The sequence below is a fragment of the Pseudomonas sp. GW821-FHT07G10 genome, assembly GCF_059418545.1.
Genome location: NZ_JBWKQB010000046.1, coordinates 1 through 17,873 on the forward strand (window position 1 = coordinate 1; position 17,873 = coordinate 17,873).

At 54.6% G+C, this 17,873-nt stretch carries 24 protein-coding genes; 13 read left to right on the forward strand and 11 right to left on the reverse strand.

Annotated elements, in window-relative coordinates; all coding sequences use genetic code 11:
• Positions 1 to 987 precede the first annotated feature (987 nt).
• The gene (locus AC07O1_RS29155; protein ID WP_495091067.1) at positions 988 to 1,587 is read left to right on the forward strand and encodes a trypsin-like peptidase domain-containing protein; all 600 of its coding nucleotides are present in this window, start codon (positions 988 to 990) and stop codon (positions 1,585 to 1,587) included.
• 548 nt (positions 1,588 to 2,135) lie between these two features.
• Here AC07O1_RS29155 and AC07O1_RS29160 read toward each other — a convergent pair.
• Positions 2,136 to 2,405 carry a hypothetical protein gene (locus AC07O1_RS29160; RefSeq protein WP_495091069.1) on the reverse strand — a complete coding sequence of 90 codons (270 nt, stop codon included), beginning with the start codon at positions 2,403 to 2,405 and terminating at the stop codon, positions 2,136 to 2,138.
• Here AC07O1_RS29160 and AC07O1_RS29165 point away from each other — a divergent pair.
• Positions 2,308 to 2,643, forward strand: coding sequence for a hypothetical protein (locus AC07O1_RS29165; protein ID WP_494991266.1), 336 nt, complete (start codon positions 2,308 to 2,310; stop codon positions 2,641 to 2,643). The genes AC07O1_RS29160 and AC07O1_RS29165 overlap by 98 nt on opposite strands.
• A 455-nt stretch (positions 2,644 to 3,098) precedes the next feature.
• On the opposite strand, the gene AC07O1_RS29170 is transcribed toward AC07O1_RS29165, so the two are convergent.
• Together AC07O1_RS29170 and AC07O1_RS29175 are read right to left on the reverse strand one after the other, a co-directional pair.
• Positions 3,099 to 3,314: a hypothetical protein gene (locus AC07O1_RS29170; RefSeq protein WP_494991267.1), complete on the reverse strand. Its 216-nt coding sequence runs from the start codon at positions 3,312 to 3,314 to the stop codon at positions 3,099 to 3,101.
• A 229-nt stretch (positions 3,315 to 3,543) separates the two neighbouring features.
• Positions 3,544 to 4,224 carry an SOS response-associated peptidase family protein gene (locus AC07O1_RS29175; protein WP_495091047.1) on the reverse strand — a complete coding sequence of 227 codons (681 nt, stop codon included), beginning with the start codon at positions 4,222 to 4,224 and terminating at the stop codon, positions 3,544 to 3,546.
• A 979-nt stretch (positions 4,225 to 5,203) separates the two neighbouring features.
• Between AC07O1_RS29175 and AC07O1_RS29180 the strand changes: the two genes are divergently transcribed.
• A complete protein-coding gene (locus AC07O1_RS29180; protein ID WP_495091048.1) occupies positions 5,204 to 5,539 on the forward strand; it encodes a hypothetical protein in 336 nt (111 codons plus the stop codon).
• A gap of 70 nt (positions 5,540 to 5,609) precedes the next feature.
• Here AC07O1_RS29180 and AC07O1_RS29185 read toward each other — a convergent pair whose 3' ends face one another.
• The gene (locus AC07O1_RS29185) at positions 5,610 to 6,152 is read right to left on the reverse strand and encodes a DinB family protein (RefSeq protein WP_495091049.1); all 543 of its coding nucleotides are present in this window, start codon (positions 6,150 to 6,152) and stop codon (positions 5,610 to 5,612) included.
• A gap of 234 nt (positions 6,153 to 6,386) precedes the next feature.
• On the opposite strand from AC07O1_RS29185, the gene AC07O1_RS29190 reads away from it, so the two are divergent.
• The 3 genes from AC07O1_RS29190 (at position 6,387) to AC07O1_RS29200 (ending at position 8,468) form a co-directional block, all read left to right on the forward strand.
• Complete coding sequence (locus AC07O1_RS29190) at positions 6,387 to 7,103, forward strand: metallophosphoesterase (RefSeq protein WP_495091050.1); 717 nt, start codon at positions 6,387 to 6,389, stop codon at positions 7,101 to 7,103.
• 380 nt (positions 7,104 to 7,483) lie between these two features.
• Positions 7,484 to 7,879: a hypothetical protein gene (locus AC07O1_RS29195; RefSeq protein ID WP_495091051.1), complete on the forward strand. Its 396-nt coding sequence runs from the start codon at positions 7,484 to 7,486 to the stop codon at positions 7,877 to 7,879.
• 196 nt (positions 7,880 to 8,075) lie between these two features.
• Positions 8,076 to 8,468, forward strand: a complete 393-nt coding sequence (locus tag AC07O1_RS29200) for a VOC family protein (RefSeq protein ID WP_494991274.1) — start codon at positions 8,076 to 8,078, stop codon at positions 8,466 to 8,468.
• 113 nt (positions 8,469 to 8,581) lie between these two features.
• Here AC07O1_RS29200 and AC07O1_RS29205 read toward each other — a convergent pair whose 3' ends face one another.
• Complete coding sequence (locus AC07O1_RS29205) at positions 8,582 to 8,740, reverse strand: hypothetical protein (RefSeq protein ID WP_494991275.1); 159 nt, start codon at positions 8,738 to 8,740, stop codon at positions 8,582 to 8,584.
• 179 nt (positions 8,741 to 8,919) lie between these two features.
• Between AC07O1_RS29205 and AC07O1_RS29210 the strand changes: the two genes are divergently transcribed.
• The 3 genes from AC07O1_RS29210 to AC07O1_RS29220 all read left to right on the forward strand — a co-directional run bounded on the left by AC07O1_RS29210 (position 8,920) and on the right by AC07O1_RS29220 (position 10,379).
• Positions 8,920 to 9,576 (forward strand): VOC family protein, encoded by a 657-nt coding sequence (locus tag AC07O1_RS29210; RefSeq protein WP_495091052.1) that lies wholly within the window; start codon positions 8,920 to 8,922, stop codon positions 9,574 to 9,576.
• Between the two features lie 8 nt (positions 9,577 to 9,584).
• On the forward strand, positions 9,585 to 9,986 hold the full coding sequence (locus tag AC07O1_RS29215; RefSeq protein WP_495012757.1) for a hypothetical protein: 402 nt from the start codon (positions 9,585 to 9,587) through the stop codon (positions 9,984 to 9,986).
• A 201-nt stretch (positions 9,987 to 10,187) separates the two neighbouring features.
• Positions 10,188 to 10,379 carry a DUF2188 domain-containing protein gene (locus AC07O1_RS29220; protein ID WP_494991277.1) on the forward strand — a complete coding sequence of 64 codons (192 nt, stop codon included), beginning with the start codon at positions 10,188 to 10,190 and terminating at the stop codon, positions 10,377 to 10,379.
• 145 nt (positions 10,380 to 10,524) lie between these two features.
• Here the strand turns inward: AC07O1_RS29220 and AC07O1_RS29225 are convergent, their stop codons facing one another.
• Positions 10,525 to 10,938, reverse strand: a complete 414-nt coding sequence (locus AC07O1_RS29225) for a DoxX family protein (RefSeq protein ID WP_495091053.1) — start codon at positions 10,936 to 10,938, stop codon at positions 10,525 to 10,527.
• A gap of 389 nt (positions 10,939 to 11,327) precedes the next feature.
• Here AC07O1_RS29225 and AC07O1_RS29230 point away from each other — a divergent pair, with 389 nt between their 5' ends.
• The 4 genes from AC07O1_RS29230 (at position 11,328) to AC07O1_RS29245 (ending at position 14,193) form a co-directional block, all read left to right on the forward strand.
• Entirely contained in the window at positions 11,328 to 11,570 is a 243-nt protein-coding gene (locus AC07O1_RS29230) for a hypothetical protein (RefSeq protein ID WP_494991279.1), read from the forward strand.
• Positions 11,571 to 12,034: 464 nt separating this feature from the next.
• Positions 12,035 to 12,847: a class I SAM-dependent methyltransferase gene (locus tag AC07O1_RS29235; protein WP_495091054.1), complete on the forward strand. Its 813-nt coding sequence runs from the start codon at positions 12,035 to 12,037 to the stop codon at positions 12,845 to 12,847.
• A gap of 48 nt (positions 12,848 to 12,895) precedes the next feature.
• Entirely contained in the window at positions 12,896 to 13,147 is a 252-nt protein-coding gene (locus AC07O1_RS29240) for a hypothetical protein (protein ID WP_495091055.1), read from the forward strand.
• A gap of 695 nt (positions 13,148 to 13,842) precedes the next feature.
• On the forward strand, positions 13,843 to 14,193 hold the full coding sequence (locus tag AC07O1_RS29245) for a hypothetical protein (protein ID WP_494991282.1): 351 nt from the start codon (positions 13,843 to 13,845) through the stop codon (positions 14,191 to 14,193).
• Positions 14,194 to 14,393: 200 nt separating this feature from the next.
• On the opposite strand, the gene AC07O1_RS29250 is transcribed toward AC07O1_RS29245, so the two are convergent.
• The 5 genes from AC07O1_RS29250 to modA all read right to left on the reverse strand — a co-directional run bounded on the left by AC07O1_RS29250 (position 14,394) and on the right by modA (position 17,700).
• Positions 14,394 to 14,624, reverse strand: a complete 231-nt coding sequence (locus tag AC07O1_RS29250; protein ID WP_494991283.1) for a hypothetical protein — start codon at positions 14,622 to 14,624, stop codon at positions 14,394 to 14,396.
• 136 nt (positions 14,625 to 14,760) lie between these two features.
• Complete coding sequence (locus AC07O1_RS29255; protein ID WP_494991284.1) at positions 14,761 to 14,976, reverse strand: hypothetical protein; 216 nt, start codon at positions 14,974 to 14,976, stop codon at positions 14,761 to 14,763.
• 183 nt (positions 14,977 to 15,159) lie between these two features.
• Entirely contained in the window at positions 15,160 to 16,239 is a 1,080-nt protein-coding gene (gene modC / locus AC07O1_RS29260) for a molybdenum ABC transporter ATP-binding protein (protein ID WP_495091068.1), read from the reverse strand.
• 12 nt (positions 16,240 to 16,251) lie between these two features.
• A complete protein-coding gene (modB, locus tag AC07O1_RS29265) occupies positions 16,252 to 16,932 on the reverse strand; it encodes a molybdate ABC transporter permease subunit (RefSeq protein WP_494991285.1) in 681 nt (226 codons plus the stop codon).
• Positions 16,933 to 17,700, reverse strand: a complete 768-nt coding sequence (modA, locus tag AC07O1_RS29270) for a molybdate ABC transporter substrate-binding protein (protein WP_495091056.1) — start codon at positions 17,698 to 17,700, stop codon at positions 16,933 to 16,935.
• Positions 17,701 to 17,873 lie beyond the last annotated feature (173 nt).

Here is a 17,873-nt window from a genome sequence, read left to right on the forward strand (position 1 = left end):
CAATTCAACGGTGGGCTGGCGCCAGCTCGGGCCGAAGAAAAACTTAACGTCGTGTCCGGGATTAGTTGACCACTACACTTGGCCTCTTCAATGAGGGCGACGGCTACCCGATTAGCTTCGCTCCAGGCCCTGATGTCGCTGACTGGCTCTTCACCAGAATCATCAATCACCGATGATGGGCTGGTACTGGCAGATAACCTGCTGTGTGACTTCGAATGTCGTTCGAGCGACGCTGAATAAAACGTTCTGCGAAAACACCCCATGAACGAGGCAAGCCCATGGCCCTGCCCGAATTCATCGAGGCGATAGACTGCTGATAGCCGAACGCTTATCGATGCCCGCCAAGTGCGGGCTTTTTTGGTTCTTCACGGAATTCCGGGAAACACAGAAACAAGAGCACCGATTTGATTGATGATGTTTGGTCGGCAGGACCCCGGAGGAGGGGGCGGCTGGTTATGGAGCACTTCCGTAATTGTGGTTGAGCACTTCGGTAGTAGTAATGGAGAACTTCCATAATGGTTTTGGATCACTTGCATGATGGTCGTGGAATGCGTTCATGATAGTTATGAAGTCTGTCGGTTTACAGAATTCAAACCCCAAGCAATTTAACCTAAAATCCCATAATAATCAGTGCTTTATCGTGAAAGTATGGCGAAGGCGATGTCCGTCTTTATTTATCAGGGAGCCCATAGAGGTTACTCTTTTTACTTCAAGTTTCTGCCATTTTTCAGGCGCCAAATATTTGTTCATCTGGATGGATCGTAAAGCGATTGGCCTTAGTACGATTCATTCATACGCGCCATTAAAACTCAGCCATAAATTACAAAGCGCTTAACTAGAACAAGCAGTAAGGAGAACTAGGGTTCGACAAAAGACAAAAAATTGACAACAAAAAACAGTCACATTCTCCCTGTAAGTTGGTGATACATAATGATCAAGATCATTGCCTGCTTTTTAATAGGAGTTGTAACTGCAGGATGCAACGGTATGGTAGAACCCGACTTTTCGGGGCCTACTAACAATTCATACTTTTTAGTCTTTTCAGGCTTTCCTTTTCCGTATCTATACATGGCTTCTGCCGTGCAATGGAACGAGGACTACGCCGTCACCACTCGCCACACCCCGTTCATCTCCAACGTGAAATACAGCTGCAGCACAGGCTGCGACCTCGTCTTCATTCAGCACAAGGCCAACGGCCGCTACCCGTCATGGCGCGCACCGCGTGTGGGCGAGTCCATAACTGCCGTGGGGGCAAGCCCGTACCTGGCGACCGCCACCGGGAAAGGCAAGGTGTATCAAACGCCTTTCTCCAACACCGCTGAACACAGCGGTGATCTCTATGCCATCCATGATGCCCCGCTGATCCAGGGGATGTCGGGCGGGCCAGTTATCGCCAGCGACGGCAGTGTTGTCGGCATCAATGTCGGTTTCTACTCCACCACGCTGAACAATGTGAGCGCGCAGCTGGACGTAAAGAGCGCTGAGAGGATCAGCGTCTTTATCCCTTACTCGATCATTCAGCGCGAGTGGGGGCTGTTGCAGGCAAAGCTTGACGATCCGCACGGCACGAAATATGCCGCGAAGTAGCTTTAGCCATTGCCCGGTTTGTTGGAGGGACCTTCATCCCTTTGCGCATCCTGATGTACTGCTCGGTCATGCCAATCGTGGTATGCCCGAGCTGGTCGCGCGCGCCCCTGATGTTCCCGGTTGACGCTTTTCTGTCGGTAACCGCCTTGGCTCGAAGATCGCGCATCTCAAATAGTGCTTTTTCAATTCCGGCAGACCTCCGCGTGCGGATTCCACGCCATCTGCAGCAGTCGGCTTGAAGCCGCCTGCTCGACCTTCGCCGTCGGCCACTCAGTAAACCCGACCTTTGGTGCCTTTGTTTTCGGGTTACTGGCGATTTGTACAGGCGCAAGGGGGCGGCCTGTTGCATGGCTGGACACACCTGATATCCAGAGATGTTCAGACCTCTGTCGCTATACAGACGATCACGACATTAAATATTGCCAGGGCCGTGCCGATAACTCCGTATCTATGTATCAACGGAGTGACGAAGCATGGAAGTCAGCAATACCCAAAGCGAGTACCAGAAGCCCAAAAACCTGGCCAGTCTGGGTAGTCGATTGCAGTCTCTATCCATCTTGCATGCGCAACATCACGACGCCGTTCCTGAATATTTTTGACTGGATATTCATTTTCTTCGGCTCGCGGAAACGACTTGGCGACGTGCTCGCATCGACGATCATGGTCCGATCCAGATAAAGACGATTACCACTGTTCCCATATTCAGGACGAGGAATAACCATGAGGGTTTTGATCGGGGTGTTGGCAGGAATGGTGCTGACCGGGTGCTCGTTGCCCGCATCCTTGGTGCCGGGCGAGCCAAGTGTCAGTGAGGTCACGACCAAGGTACCAAAAGACTATGCCATGTGCGTTCTGCCTGCCTGGCAGCATGAGGTCCCTAAAACCACTCAATCCGGGATTACGAATGGATACCGGATCACCGCGCCAAGCGTTGTAACGGCCGATGAGATTCTTGATATCGTGAAGTGGAAGAACGGGAGTCGGGTATCGCTCTACCAAGGCCCGCCATGGGCCAAGTCAGGCGCTCTGAACAAGTCACTGCGTGACTGTTTGTAGCGGCGCCTCTGTATGCAGGTCGTCCTGTACGGTTACAAAAAAAGCTCAGTCTGGTGCTGGGCTTTGTCGTTTCGGGGTTTTGTACAGGACAAAAAAAGAGCCTCAAAGCTCTTTGATGGGGAGGAAGTAGAGCCATTGAGGCTCAAGATGCGCATGAAGCGAGTGGCGAGCTTGGTAGGCGTTCAGGTCACTCACCACCCACGCAGCTGCAGGAGCATTTAAGCAACTGCGTAAATATATCGTAGGAAGGTGGGATTTCACGCTCAAGTACCACTAGTCGAATGTGCCGGGATTGGTGCCAGCATCGGCGAGCCTCCATTTGAGAGACTACGACTGGTTACAGGCGTCTTGTCGCTACCGACACATGAAACAGATCCATGTCGGCTGTAGATAGGGAGAGGCCAAAGCGTATGCAGAAGCCTGTGCCTCCGCATACGTCTTTGTATCTCGCTACTTCACATCCGAATGTCGAGCGATGTCGCCATCTGCGACGGCTGATAAGGCCCGGTCGAGTAGTACTCGCGAAGCTGGGCTTCAAGGCTGCGAAGGATCTCCATATCAAGCCGAAGGCCGGTCTCTCCGGGGCGATTCTGAATCAACCCCTGGGCGTATCCACCAGCGATGAGCGCATTAAGCGTGTCCCGAGCGTACTCGGCAGATTTATCAGTCATGTCCGGCCTCCGGGGCCTTTTCGTGTGGAAATAAAAAGCTACCATGGAAGCGCCGGACACCTATAGCGCCTGAATCGCAGGCACAAAAAAGCTGATGGAGACGATTGGCTATTTCGCGAAACCAGAGAGGCCCAATCATGCATGGCCCGACTGCCGCAAGCCCGGTAGCGACGCCTGCTTGAACTGCCGAGTGCAGTTGGATAAGCCATCTTTTGACCGCTCAGAGAAATCAAGACACCCGCTTGATCAGTTTTGCCCCCTGGTTTCTCACATTGCCCACAGCCATGTCGACCTTGAACCATTCGAAGGTATCAGGTGGTTCGCCTTGCTTGAGGAGCATCTGTTCGGCACGTTCCTTTGGTGTTGAATGGTTGAGCCATTCCCGGGCCAGCTCCGGTGCCAGAACGACCGGCCGCCGGTCTTGGGTATCGACCAATCCTCCGACGCTTTCTGCAGTGATGATCACGAAGCCATCGTCCTCCCTCGGTTCACGGCCGCCGGCGGGGTACTGCCCGATGGCCGCACAGAGTATCGGTGCGCGGTCACGGCGCCGGATGAGGTAGGGCTGTTTCTTCGAGCCACCTTCATAGATCCACTCGAACCAGTTGTCGATTGGGGTAATGGCACGGTGTGGCCAGATCGCCCGGAAGAAATGGCCGTGCGCGACCTTTTCGACCCTGGCATTAATCGGTGGCGGCTTGTCGATTGCCCAGTGCGGGCGCCATCCCCAGCGAACAAGGTCGGCATGCAGTGCTTCGCCTTCCAGATGCAGAAGTACAACCTGGGTAGTGGGCGCGACGTTGTACCGTTCGATTGGCTGGTCGCCCACCGTGTTGACCAGCGCATTGGGCATGCTCAGCGCGGCAACGAAGTCGTGGATGCCCCGATATTGTGAAAGCCTTCCGCACATGGCAAGTCCTCCAGCCTATCTTTTAGCTTAGCTGCAGTGAGCGCATGTCTGTGACTCATTGGACCTGCCGTCTGCAGTGAAACCAATAGAGCGGAAGATCAATTATTGCAGCGGGCTTGCACTACCTTGCAGGTATTCGGAGTTCCACCTGATCGACCTGCATAGCGTCTGCAATTGTCCATTGAAGAGGTGCGTACCTGCTGCAGATTGGAACCCCATGCCAGGCCCCCCTCTCCAACAGTGGGCATTGCTTTTGCGTAGCAGCTGGAGCCCCCGGTTGGAGTTGTAGCGAGCCCCTCAGTCTGTTTATGTGCACATCCTGCAATAAACGAAAGGCAGATAGAAAAAATTGATATAAAAACCAAGGACTTGTTTTTTGGTGATGATTTTTTGTTCATTCCATTTCCCCCTGTTAATGAGGTTTCTGGCCGGCATTCATGCCACTTGAAAGGTCGAGCCTCGACAGCAAGGCACTGCACCTTCTTTGGTCGTACCAAAACTATTTTAGTAGGAGGTGCAGGTCCTTGGGCTCGCAGGCTATGGACTGGGGGGATCAAGGTCTGAAAGGCAAAACGATGCTGGGCGGACGGTTACCGATTTTCGGTATGGAATCCTGGAGATTACTGGAGTAAAAAATACCTTACCCACCTCAATCCGGGGGATGCGCAAATGGTCATTACTGTCAAAGAACGCGATGAGCATCACATGTCTCATGACTCAAGTAGAGAGGGAGTCAGAATGTGGGATGTATATCAAGGAGATGTTCTTGTAGGCGTCTATCACAGTGAAGCAGATGCACTGAAGTACAAGGCTTTGCTGGAGAGCGGTCGATTGGATAGCCTCAAGGCAGCTCCGAAACACTAAGTTCGACGCGATGAGCAAGCCCGGCCCCGCGCTGGGCTTTGTCGTTCCTGCAGCGGGTTTTCTCAAGTGCGCGGAGCAGTGATACAGTCCGCCACTTCCAGAACGAGGAAGCACTATGCGGATTTTGATTGGGGCGCTGGCGATGGTGATGTTGGCCGGGTGTTCGTTGCCCGCATCCTTGGTGCCGGGCGAGCCAAATGTCAGTGAGTTCACGACCAAGGCACCGAAAGACTACGCCATGTGCGTGCTGCCTGCCTGGCAGCACGAGGTCCCTAAAACCACTCAGTCCGACATTACGAATGGATACCGGATCACGGCGCCAAGCGTTGTAACGGCCGATGAGATTCTTGATATCGTGAAGTCGAAGAGCGGGAGTCGGGTATCGCTCTACCAAGGCCCGCCATGGGCCAAGTCAAACGCTCTGAAGAAGTCACTGCGTGACTGTTTGTAGTGGTGTTTGTGTTTGCGGGTCGCCCTTTGCATTGAGACGACAAAGACCGGTCCAGCGCCGGGCTTTGTCGTTACGCATCGGGCTCAGATGGGATGAGGGCGACCAGATCCGTATCACCTGCGTCGACACCCGCTTGTGAAAGCAGGGTCGTAACCTGGCCTCGGTGATGGGTCTGATGATTGAAGAAATGCATGACCAGGCTGTAAAAGCCCTTGTCTGCCGCAACCCCTTTCATGCTTGAGTAATGAAGGGTGTGATCTAAATCGGGCTCTGTAATCGAGCGAGCCCATTGGATTATTACTCGATCGAGCCACGCTCGATGCTTTGAGAGTTCCCGGATAGTTGCGAACAGTAACTGGTCGAGGTTTTTCGGGTCAGGGAGCTGCTGTACCGGTTCCAGTGCCAAGTAGTTCGCTGGGTGCCTGGCAAATCGCTTTAGCCAGATCGTGTCTGCGGCCGTCACGTGGTTCAGCGTTCCGAGAATAGAACCAAAGAATGCTTTCCTGTCGGCTGAGAGTTCTTCATCGGACAGGCGTCTGGCCGCCGCATAGATCTTGGCGTTCATCCACTCGTTATAGGTTGCCATAAGGCAGACATGGCTGGTGCGGCTCACTGTTATCCTCCTGGAAGGCGCGGCGATCATTGGACGTTCACCTGGCCCGGTGACAGCGCTTCGATACGCTGTTTTTTGCTGGTTGCCAATCATATAGCGGGACGCATGCCAGAGGGGTGCACTCGAACCACATTAAGCATTGAGAAGTCCCGGCAGTTGACTACCTGCAATCGTTGCTCCAGACGCAAATGATCTGGCTGGAAAAAGGTCTACTGGAGGAGTAGGGGTGGCGATATGAACAAGATCAAGCGTTTTGAAATCAACACCACGGGTCGCGACTTTGCCGTTGGCGACATTCACGGTCACTTCACCCGGTTACAGGCCGCTGTGGATGCTGCTGGCTTCGATCCTGCCGTGGACCGGCTGTTCAGCGTTGGTGATCTGGTCGACCGCGGGCCTGAATCGCTCGAGGTGGATGATTGGCTACTGCGCAAACCATGGTTTCATGCCATTCGCGGCAATCATGAGCAGATGGCGATCGAATCGTACGAAGCCGGTAAGGGCAGCAGTCAGTGCGCCCTTCACTACATCAATGGTGGCGCATGGTTTTACGCCCTTTCCGGCGTCGAGCAAGGCTGTTACGCAAGCATTTTCAGCGACTTGCCGCTACTGATCGAGGTCGAGACTGCTGCCGGGCTGGTGGGGCTGGTTCACGCTGATTGCCCGTGCAGTAGCTGGTCAGAACTGGTTAATGCGATCGAGCTTGGCAATAGCGAGGCAGATCACTTGACCGCAATCTGCCAATGGTCGCGCCATCGCCTTCAATATGAGGACCAGTCAGTGGTTGCAGGCGTTCGCGCGGTTGTTGCCGGGCATACCCCGTTGCGCCAGGTGGCAGTGCTCGGAAACGTTTATCACATAGATACTGCCGGCTGGCTGGATGGCCACTTCACGCTGCTCAACCTGGCAACGCTCGAATGCATGCCACCGATCAACCCAACACTTCATTGAATTTGGGAGGCATGGACCGTGCTCCGGGGCTCTCCATCAGCAAAAAAACTCGTCATCATTTTGTAACAGTCCGGTCGCTATACTCAGGCAATACAACGCGTGCTCTTTTTTCTGCTGCCATTTAAGGCAGCTTTTTTTTTGTCTGCCGATTTTGGCGGCAGCCTGTCAGACCTACCCATTGAGCTACGACTTTTACGAGAGCGGTTGCTGCCCAAGTCAGCCCAACCTGTTCAAGCGTGCACGTCTTCGATTTCTGGCCGACGTCGCAACTGCCCCCGCTGAAACAGGCTATTTGAGGATTTAGGATCCAATCGCTAAAGTCATTGATAAATCAGCCGATAGTTTGGAATGCCAGCCACATTTTTCGGTAGGGTCTCACTATGGATGCTAACGTTTGCAACTACCACGAAATTTCGACCGAAGAAATTTTGCAAAAAATTCGCAATAAAGAAAGCTTCAAAATCAGCAAGGTTCCGTTCAACGCCTACCAGTCGGCCGTTGAGTACACCGAGAAGTTGATAAAGTCGGCTGGTTTCAAATGCTGGGTCTACACAGTCGGCCGTATCGGCGCAGTTACCCCGACCATCGGTTCAGGCATTGGGGCGGTTATCGGTATCGGAACGGCGCTGACGATCGCAACGCACAACATAGAGAGCAAGGGCCCTGATTATGAAATAGGCCGCAACATCTATGGGTGTGACTTTGAGGTTATCTACAAGAAGAAGCCCCTCTATCTGGAGCTTCCAGACAATTCAGTTCGGCTCCAGCACGCTTAAAGGAATTCTCGCGAACGCCAGGCGCAGTCGCCCCTCATTTTTTGGGCACGCTCGAAGCAGCGGCGCTGGCCGCTCCCACAAGTCGTCACAGGCGGCATTGGGTCGAAAGCAATGGGATGGACGAAAGCCTGATGAAGCACCTGGCTTCAATATGCTAGATTCGCCGCTCAATTGGCATGACAAGGAATGTTCGTCCATGAAGTTCGGCTACATGATCATCTATGTCCCCGACGTTGCTGCCTCACTCCAGTTCTTTTCGTCCGCCTTCGGGCTTAACGTTCGGTTCCTCCATGAGTCCGCCACCTATGGCGAACTCGAAACAGGAGAGACGGCGCTGGCATTCGCTGCCGATGAACTGGCCGCGATGAACTTCAGCACCGGCCATGTCCCGGCACACTCTTCCCCCAAACCGCTCGGAATCGAAGTCGGCCTGGTTACCGAGGACGTTCCAGCCGCTCATGCCAGAGCGCTGAACGCGGGCGCCACTGAAATTTCTGCCCCAAGCACCAAGCCCTGGGGGCAAACCGTATCCTACGTTCGATGCCCTGACGGGACGCTGGTAGAACTCTGCACACCGGTACAGCAGTAAGTCGAGGTGGTGGGTAATCGGTGAAGCGACCGTAGCCACCGAAAGGTCCTGGTCTCTTCAACGGCAGTACTGGCGAGAGCGCATAGTTCAGGTTTGAGTCAGGACGATTTGCATCACTTGCACTCCATGGAGTAATTACCGGGAACCACGGCGTGGTACATCGCGATCTGGGCCATGCACTCTTCGAGCGTGCGCCACTGGCTGAGCGGCCTGGTTTCGCAACCTTGGGCGGTGCAGTAGTGGATATACAAGGTGAACAGGGTGGCTGTCATGGTCGGCTTCCGGGATCGCTGGGCGGGCAGCTTGGTGATCACGCGCCAGAAGTGCCGCTACCTGTTGCTGTTCCTGGCGCAGAGCCTCCGTACCGCGACGATGATCCGGCACATGATATTGCTGAATGGTTACCGCGTAATTGGAATCAGTCGATCACGAGCACTAAAAGGGATTTTTAATGGAAGTCGATCACCTATTTATTTGCGTAGACGGCAACGGGCAAGAAGCTGACGCATTAACAAATTTTGGACTTGTTGAGGGCTCCTCGAATACACATCCAGGCCAGGGTACTGCAAATCGCAGGTTTTTCTTTCAAAACACATTCATTGAGTTTTTGTATCTTCACAATGCCCTGGAAGCTCAAAGCCATCTGAGCGCCCCAACCCGACTCTTTGATCGCCTGACGTCTACAGATGGCATTGCGTCCCCCTTTGGAGTCTGTTTCAGGCCTTCGGGCGTCGAAAGCAAGCCAGGCTTTGCCTCGTGGGAGTATCGTCCTGCTTACCTGCCGGCAGGGTTGAAGGTGGATGTCGGGAGTGCGCCAATCTCGGAGCCCATGTGGTTTTTCCTCTCTTTTGCCAAGCGCCCCGACCACCTGCCAATCGAGAGAGCGCAGCCTCTAGAGCATCCGCAAGGTTTACGCGAGATCACGTCAGTTCGCATCATGACCCCCGAGGTTGAAAACTTTTCTACAGCTGCAATCTGCGCAAATCAGATGGAAGGATTTGAAATTTGTTATGGCGCTGAGCACATGCTGATTCTCGGTTTCGACGGTGAGGTCAGTGGCCAGACATACGATTTCAGGCCTGGTTTACCGATGATAATGAACTGGTGACGCCGTTGGTGCGTCCGCTGACCTGGTTTCACGACCGTCATGCCGAGGCGAACGGGTTTGTTCTGTTTTGCTGTGGCGACAAGAATCCTCGTCAGAGTGGCGTGATGGTTGGTTGTGGACTAATGCTTAAGACTGGGCAATCACTGGATATCCGGGAGAACGAAATGGCACCAGTAGACAGGCCGTCCCCCTTTAATTACGTCCACTCAAACGGCAGAGAGGCGATGATTGATTTCGAATGGGGGGATCCAGGTGATCCAATCCCCAAAGGCCTTCGTATTACCGTGAAGTACTCTGAGGACAATATTCAGAATCTTCATGAAAAAGCGATTTATAAAAGCTTCGAAGATGCAAAAAGCCAGGGCATTAAGCTCGCTGCCAATATGATCAAGGAGGCCGACCGACTGTAGGCTTGTCGTTCTCCCAAGGTGTTCGGTGCAAAGGGCGAGGGCAGGTCAGGCGGCTTCCCTTGCCGACTCGACGGCCCATGCATCAGAACCCGGCGTGCCGATTATCTGATTTTATGGAGCTTGAGCATCGTCATCAGGGGTAGGCAGCGTATAAGGTGATCTCGGCACCCCTGGATTATCTTTGCCTGAATGGAGGTGACTATGAGCGCTCCAATGCTTAGCAAGATGCAAATCAACGGTTATGAATTGATCAGTGTAAACAACGGCCCCTGGAAAGTGTGCACGCAAGGTGACCGGCTCGGATCCTTCGGCACCCGGGAAGAAGCCATGGCTTATGCGGCCATTTTGCCGTCTTACAAAGTCAGGTCGAAAAAGTCGGCCGATACCCAATAGCTCGACCTTTGAATCACTTCTCCAGCCTCGGCCATGCCGGGGCTTTTTAATAGCCAGCACCAGCAGATCACCGGCTATCGCGAGGGGGCTACGATCGTTCAGCGCAAGAGATCCCGATGAGGGGGCTCCCGAGCCGCGCGCACCGCTATCTGCCATCAATCGAGTATTTGCCCGGACCTGTAATGCCCAGCAGCAGCAAGCCGCCCATGATGCAGATGTTCTTGAAATACTGGATCATGTTGGCCCCGCGTTCCGGGTCGACCATTGTCCAGAAGTGATGCCCGATCAGCGCGGTGCCAAGTACGAACAAGACGAAGAGAAAGGCAAGTGGGCGGGTGTAGAAGCCCAGGATGATCGCTATCGCGACAAAGAACTCCATGACGACTGCAACCCCCGCGGCGACCACAGGCATGGGCGCGCCGAGTGAGCCTATGTAAGCAACGGTACCGCCGAAGTTTGTCAGCTTGCCCCAGCCGGACATGATGAAAAGGATCATCAGAAGGATACGGGCGAGCAGGATGATCTCGTTTCTCTGATTCTCGAACAGGTTGTATCTCATGGTGTTCCGCCTGTGGACGTGAGAGAGGACGCAAAAGCAAGTCCGGTATTGGGGACCTTGCGCGTACGTTTAACACTAGCAGCTGATTGGTAGCCTGCTCTCGGAACAATGTATGCGTCTGTAAGACCGTGTTAATCCCGAGCCGGGTATATGCTTGTGCATCGGCGTGCTCTATGGAGTAACCGCCTTTATTCAGTGATGGTAGTCATCAACTAACGCTACCGAAGGGGTAGTGCGCATTTGTTGTTGGAGTTGACAAAGTCCGGCCCCGCACCGGGCTTTGTCATTTTCGGGGGGTCGTACTGGCGAGGCGGTCTGCAACTGGCATGACTTGAGTGCGTGGTCTATTTCTATTTATCCCGGCACGGGGCCGGATCAGGGAGATTTCCATGCATTTGGTTGTGGAAAGGCCTTATCCCGTGGATTACATCCATCCAAACGGAGAACAAGCAAAGATCGACTTCATCTGGGGTGATCCGAAAAGCATGTCGCCTATCGGAATTACTATTTGGCTCAAGGCTGGAAAAGACTGGGTCAAGCTCGGCGAGGAAATGGGCGAGTGGTGTACCTATGGTGAGGCCTTGCGATTCGGTATTGCTATAGCCAATCAATGGCTTGGTCGACTGCGCTGATTTAGATCAGCCAGGGGCGCTTATCTCCAGAGACCATAACGCCGGGACAAAAAGTTATTAGACCCGCAGGGCGGGCTTTGTTAAAAAAGTAATTGCACGGCTCCTGCCTTGAAGGAAACAGGTTGAGGTGTGAGCGTGCCGATGAACCTCCATTTATCTAAATGGAAACCGCCCAACATTGAGCTGGGCAATGATCAATGAGTCTGATTGCCGACCTTCGGGTAAATCGCTGCGCATCTGGCCAACTGCTCGCGCACCTGTGCATAGGGCTCATTGATCCCCTTCTTCTTTTTCTTCCTGCAAATACTGTACGTTCCATGCCCCCCCTGTGAGCGCCATCGCGGTGCAACGGCCTGTGGCCGATGGGTATACTCAGGCCGGTTTTTTCAGGCGCAGGAGTCGAGTCTCATCACTCGCAGCCAATACTCAGTGAACGCCATGTCCAGTCAGGATCGGAGAATGCAATGGAAATGCAAAAAAATAAAAGTGCCATAGCCAGCAACCGGGATGCGTGGAATGACTCTGCCAAACATCATAAAAATACCGATCAATGGCAGGCGCGTTTAAGTTCGGTCAGTCGCGCGGGTTTTTCATGCCTGGATCAGACCATCACATCCTTGCTTCTGCGTGTGGGGGTCGATGGCAAAGATGTGGTGCAGCTCGGCTGTAATAATGGTCGGGAGAGCCTTTCGCTTTTTGCCCTTGGCGCTCGTTCCGTGGTTGGAGTTGATCAATCCAGTGCTTTTCTCGATCAGGCGCGGGAGCTGGCGTCTCTCTCTCCCCATGATCCCGAGTTCATAGAAGCCGACATCCATTGCTTGTCGCCCGCACTCCACGGTCGTTTCGATGTTGCGTTGATTACGATTGGTGTATTGAACTGGATGCCCGATATTGCGGACTTCCTGTCTCATGTCGCGAAGACCCTCAAAGTGGGCGGCACCTTGGTGATTTATGAGACCCATCCCTTCCTCGAGATGTTCGATCCGGAGTCGACCGATCCCTTGCGTGTAGACAGCTCCTATTTCCGTGTGGAGCCCATTGTCGAAGACAACGCGATTGTCTATGAGGGAAAAGTCGAGGCGAAGATCTCTCCGTTCTATTGGTTTGTCCATCAGATGGGTGACATCGTCACGGGTTCAATAGAGGCCGGGCTTCAGATCACACACTTGAAGGAGTATCCGCACTCCAATCGCGAGGAGATGTACGACCTCTACGAAAATCAGCAAGTGCAGCTACCTATGTGCTACACGCTTACGGCCATTAAGCGTCAAGCATGAGGAGCAGTGCCGTGTCAGGCACTATCGGCGGCGCAGGCTGGATGAAGAGTGACCACTGACGCACTGATGCGTTCATTGAGCAAATCATTGAGCTTTGATGCCGACGGTACCGAGACTTTCCAGATGGCCGGCTCTGAGGCGCAACTAGAGCACTGGACAGTCAAGGATGGAGTGATCTGTTGCATTATGCCCAAGGACCCAACCGAATGTTATCGGCTCAAAAAAGACACCGATGCCTACTGGCTAGTGAAGCCGGATACCGGAGAGGTGCATTACAGCTACACCCTCGCACCCCAGTGAGGTAAGAGCCCAGGTCCCGGATTCCATGCCCGGTCATTGTGCCTAATGCCGTTCAGTTAAGCGAATGTGGTCCACTGTAGGAGCGAGCTTGCTCGCGATGGTCGTTAACGATAACGCGTGTTTACTGGCTAAACGCGGCGCACTTAAGTCCATCGTCGGAACGCCGCCCGGAGCAAGCTCGCTCCTACAACTTCCTTAACTGAACAACATTGCGGTCATTGGTCGGGCTTTTTCTTTTCGGCTCCAAAGCTTCAAATTTCCGGCTAGGCTCCAACGCGTTGATGATCAGTATTTCCCAGGCAACGGGCGCTTGCTGGTATTGATCAGCTGTCACAAGGGAGGCAGTAGATGAGAGATTCTTACATTGAAGACGATGGGGCTGAGTATCCGATAAATAACCTCGTACGCTGCGGCCAGATTCCTTATAGGGTTGATTTCGAAGGTGCGGCAATCGACGACTCGTCAGGCAAGACAAAATCGACGGATTCGCGAGGGAGGGGCAGGACGAAGTTCCTCCCCAAAGCGATTCACCCGTCGAAGAAGTAGTTGAGATGTAGCCACGCCTCGCCATGTGCGGGGCTTTTCATTTGCGCGTTCCAATGTCTGACGCCACTCAAGAACACCGAAGTTTTCTGCGTATCACTAATCTGCGTCGGCTCAGTGATACAGTCGCCTTTTCAGAATGAGGGAAGGCTATGCGGATTTTGTCAGGGGCTCTTGCGATGGTTCTGTTGGCAGGGTGCACGACGCCCGCGATGAACGAGGCTCGGTCAAAAAGCCCATACAAGACGCTTTCGTCGAACAAACCGGAAAAAGTCGTGGCCCAGTGTGTCCAGTTTGCGTGGCAGGATGAGTCGGTGTTTGGTGTTGATGCCGGGGCATTTCTCCAGCCGGGCAAGTCCGGCGGCTATACAGTCTACACGACCGGAGCGCAGTACTTTGTCGACGTGCAGAGCGCTGCATCAGGTACCACCACCAACTATTACGCGGCATCGGACACTTGGGTCGCCAAGCGCAGGCTTGCCGCGCTGGCAACCTGCCTGTAACCCCTAAAGCGAAAGGCTTGGGTGAAGTGTTTCACTCAAGCCTTTCGTGTTTGTCACAAGCGGTCAATTTTGTCTGCGTCACGTTGATTCCTTCTGTCTCATGCTTGGCCCATCACCGAGAATGCAAACCTCCCTGATATTGCCATTGGCATGGTAACGGCACCTGAATGAAGTCAGGGGCGCACCAGGTAGATACCTGGCTACCTGAATCTGGGAAGAGGGGGGTCGATAGGTTTCAAAGATGTCAGGGCGCTTCTAATGAGTGGAGTTTCGGTCTCTATCTCTTTGAGACGATCTCGTATTCTGAGTGCTGTGGGATGGCCACCTTGGTGGTCGACCCAGTCTGCGATTTCTTTGCAGGCTGCGGCCAGGCGGACCTGACGGGAGTCGAGGAGTGTCAACAATGTGGTGATGGACTCTTTTTCGGACATTTGCAATACCTCCGTTGAGAGAGGAATCTGACGGGACGAAGCAAAAAAGCCCGCGAGGAGCGAGCTTTCTGCCGATGAGGCTGATCCTTCAGCTGAAATCAGTATAGACCCGGTAATGGATGTGGATCGCTCGACTCTAACGAGATGACACGTGCCTGCTTCTGGCGTTAAGCCGCTGGCATTCACGATCGGCTTCTTCTTCGTGATCAAAGCCATCCCCGATAAAGCCACCCGTGCGGGTATCGGCAATCCGGTACCAGTCGGCTACAGGAGCGAGCAGAGAAGACTCTCCCGCTCTGCGGCCCTGGATGATGATCTTGTTGCAGCGCTGCACAACGAAAAAGTCTTCCATGGCGTCACCAGTCTGATTCGTGTCAGAACAACTATAGAAGCAAGTTTGAATCGTGCAAAAACCTGCGCCAGGCGGTCATGCGCCTGAAGCATCGAAAAAGACCTGATGAGTCATGAACCCTCAATCTTCAGGCGTTCGGTGTTCTTCCTGCCAATTGTTCCCGTCACGCAGTCTGCCCGATGTTCAAGCCAGTACGGCCACTGCTTTGATCTGTGCCCAGAGTTGCTGGCCGGGGCGCAGATTCAACTGATCCCGAGAGTAACGCGTGATCCGCGCCAGCAACGCAGTGCCCGCGGCATCAAGGCGTACCAGTACATGGGCAGCGTTATCAGCGGGGATTTCGCTGATCACCGTGACCGGCAAGCGATTGAGGATGCTGCTGTGTCCGGCGACCTGCAGGCTGAGGCTGACGTCGCGAGCCTGAACCTTGAAGCGTAGGGCCTTTCCATTTGCCAGGAGCGAATGTGCGACTCGTACGCTCAGCAGAGTGCCCGGCAGTTGCAGGGTCAGAAGCTGGTAGTGGGCGTCGTAGGCGCTGACCTTGCCTTCGATCACCACGCCGGCATCGTCTCCCAATGCCATCGGCAGGTCGAGGCGAGCCAGGGTCTCGCCGATGGGGCCGCTGGCCAGGGCTTTGCCCTCGCTGAGCAGGACGATGTGATCGGCCAGACGCGCGACTTCATCCTGCGAGTGGCTGACGTACAGCACCGGGATTTCCAGCTCGTCATGCAGGCGTTCAAGGTAGGGCAGGATTTCGTTCTTGCGCTGGTTGTCCAGCGCCGCCAATGGCTCATCCATCAGCAATAGCCTGGGGCTGGTCAACAAGGCGCGAGCGATGCCGACACGTTGACGCTCACCCCCCGACAGGTTCTGTGGATGGCGATCGAGTAAATGGCCGATCCCCAGCAGTTCGGTGGCATGGGCCATATCGACTCGACGCTGCTGACGCGGGATACGCCGCAGTCCGAATTCGAGGTTGGCCAGCACCGACAAATGGGGGAACAGACTGGCCTCTTGAAAGACGTAGCCCAGTGCCCGTCTATGGGGGGCAAGGAAGAGTTTTTTGCTGCTGTCTTGCCAGACCTCATCGTTGATCTGGATAAAGCCTTGATCGGCTCTTTCAAGGCCGGCGATACAGCGCAAACACGTGGTCTTGCCCGAGCCGGAATGGCCGTACAGCGCGGTGACTCCGCGACCCGGCAGGCGCAGGTCCAGGTCCAGCGTGAAGTCGGGGTAGCTCAGTTGCAGGCGAGCATGAATCAACGCGGTCATCAATCAGCTCCAGCCGGTTTTGGTTTTGCGGCTCGAGTAGAGCGCGAGCAGTATCAGGAACGAGAACACCAGCATGGCACCCGCCAACCAATGGGCCTGTAGATAATTCATGGCTTCGACGTGGTCGTAGATCTGTACCGACACCACGCGGGTTTTCTCGGGAATATTGCCGCCGATCATCAGCACCACGCCGAATTCGCCGACGGTGTGGGCGAAGCCGAGAATCGCTGCTGTGATAACGCCGGGCCTGGCCAACGGCAAGATGACACTGAAGAAGGTGTCCCAAGGATTGGCGCGCAACGTTGCGGCGACTTCCAGTGGGCGGGTACCGATGGCTGAAAATGCGTTCTGCAACGGTTGTACGACAAAGGGCATTGAATAGATCACCGAGCCGATCACCAGGCCGCTGAAGCTGAAGGTCAACGTGCCCAGCCCAAGTGACTGGGTGAACTGACCGATAAACCCGTGAGGGCCGAGGGCCAGCAGCAGGTAAAAGCCGATCACCGTCGGTGGCAGCACCAAGGGCAGGGCGACGATCGCGCCGATCGGGCCGCGCAGCCAAGAGCGGGTGCGCGAGAGCCATAGCGCAATCGGAGTGCCGATGATCAGCAGGATCACCGTAACCAGGGACGCCAGTTTCAGGGTCAGCCAAATGGCGGAAAAATCGGCGCTCGATAGCGGCATTTAGAGTTGGTAACCGTAGGATTTGATGACGGCAGCGGCTTTCGGACCTTTCAGGTAGTCAACCAGTGCCTTGGCGGCCGGGTTGTCTTTACCTTTGTTGAGGATCACCGCGTCTTGTTTGATCGGGTCGTGCATGGCAGCCGGAACGATCCAGGCCGAGCCGCTGGAGACTTTGCCGTCTTTATAGATCTGCGACAAGGCGACGAAGCCCAATTCGGCGTTACCGGTGGACACGAACTGATAGGCCTGGGTGATGTTCTGGCCTTCGACGATCTTGCCTTTGACCTTGTCTGTCAGGCCCAGTTTGGCCAAAACCTGTGTAGCGGCCAGGCCATAAGGCGCTGCTTCAGGGTTGGCGATGGACAGATGCTGAAACTGGTTATCGCTGAGCACTTTGCCCTTGGCGTCGATGTAACCGTCCTTGGCCGACCACAGCGCAAGGGTGCCGATCGCGTAGGTAAAGCGCGAACCCTTGACGGCGTCGCCTTCGGTTTCGAGTTTCTGTGGCGTGCTGTCATCGGCGGACAGGAACACTTCGAATGGCGCGCCATTCTTGATCTGGGTATAGAACTGGCCAGTGGCGCCATAGGCGGCGATCAGCTTGTGGCCGGTGTCCTTTTCGAAGTCGGCAGCGATTGCCTGAATCGGTGCGGTGAAGTTGGCCGCTACCGCCACCTGGACTTCATCGGCCTGAGCCGATCCGAAAGCGCAGACTGCGAGCAGGGAGGCCAGGCAGGTGGGGGCGTAACGTGAGAAACGAATAGTCATGTAGCAGCTCCGTGGGCTGAGTGTGGTGGGCAGTTTGTCTGTAGGAGCGAGGCTTGCCCGCGAAGAACGACAACGCGCGATGCCTGAAAAGCCGCGGCGTTTGCTTCGCGGGCAAGCCTCGCTCCTACATTGGATCAGCGCTTGGGGGGGTTAAACGCTATATAGTTGAATAT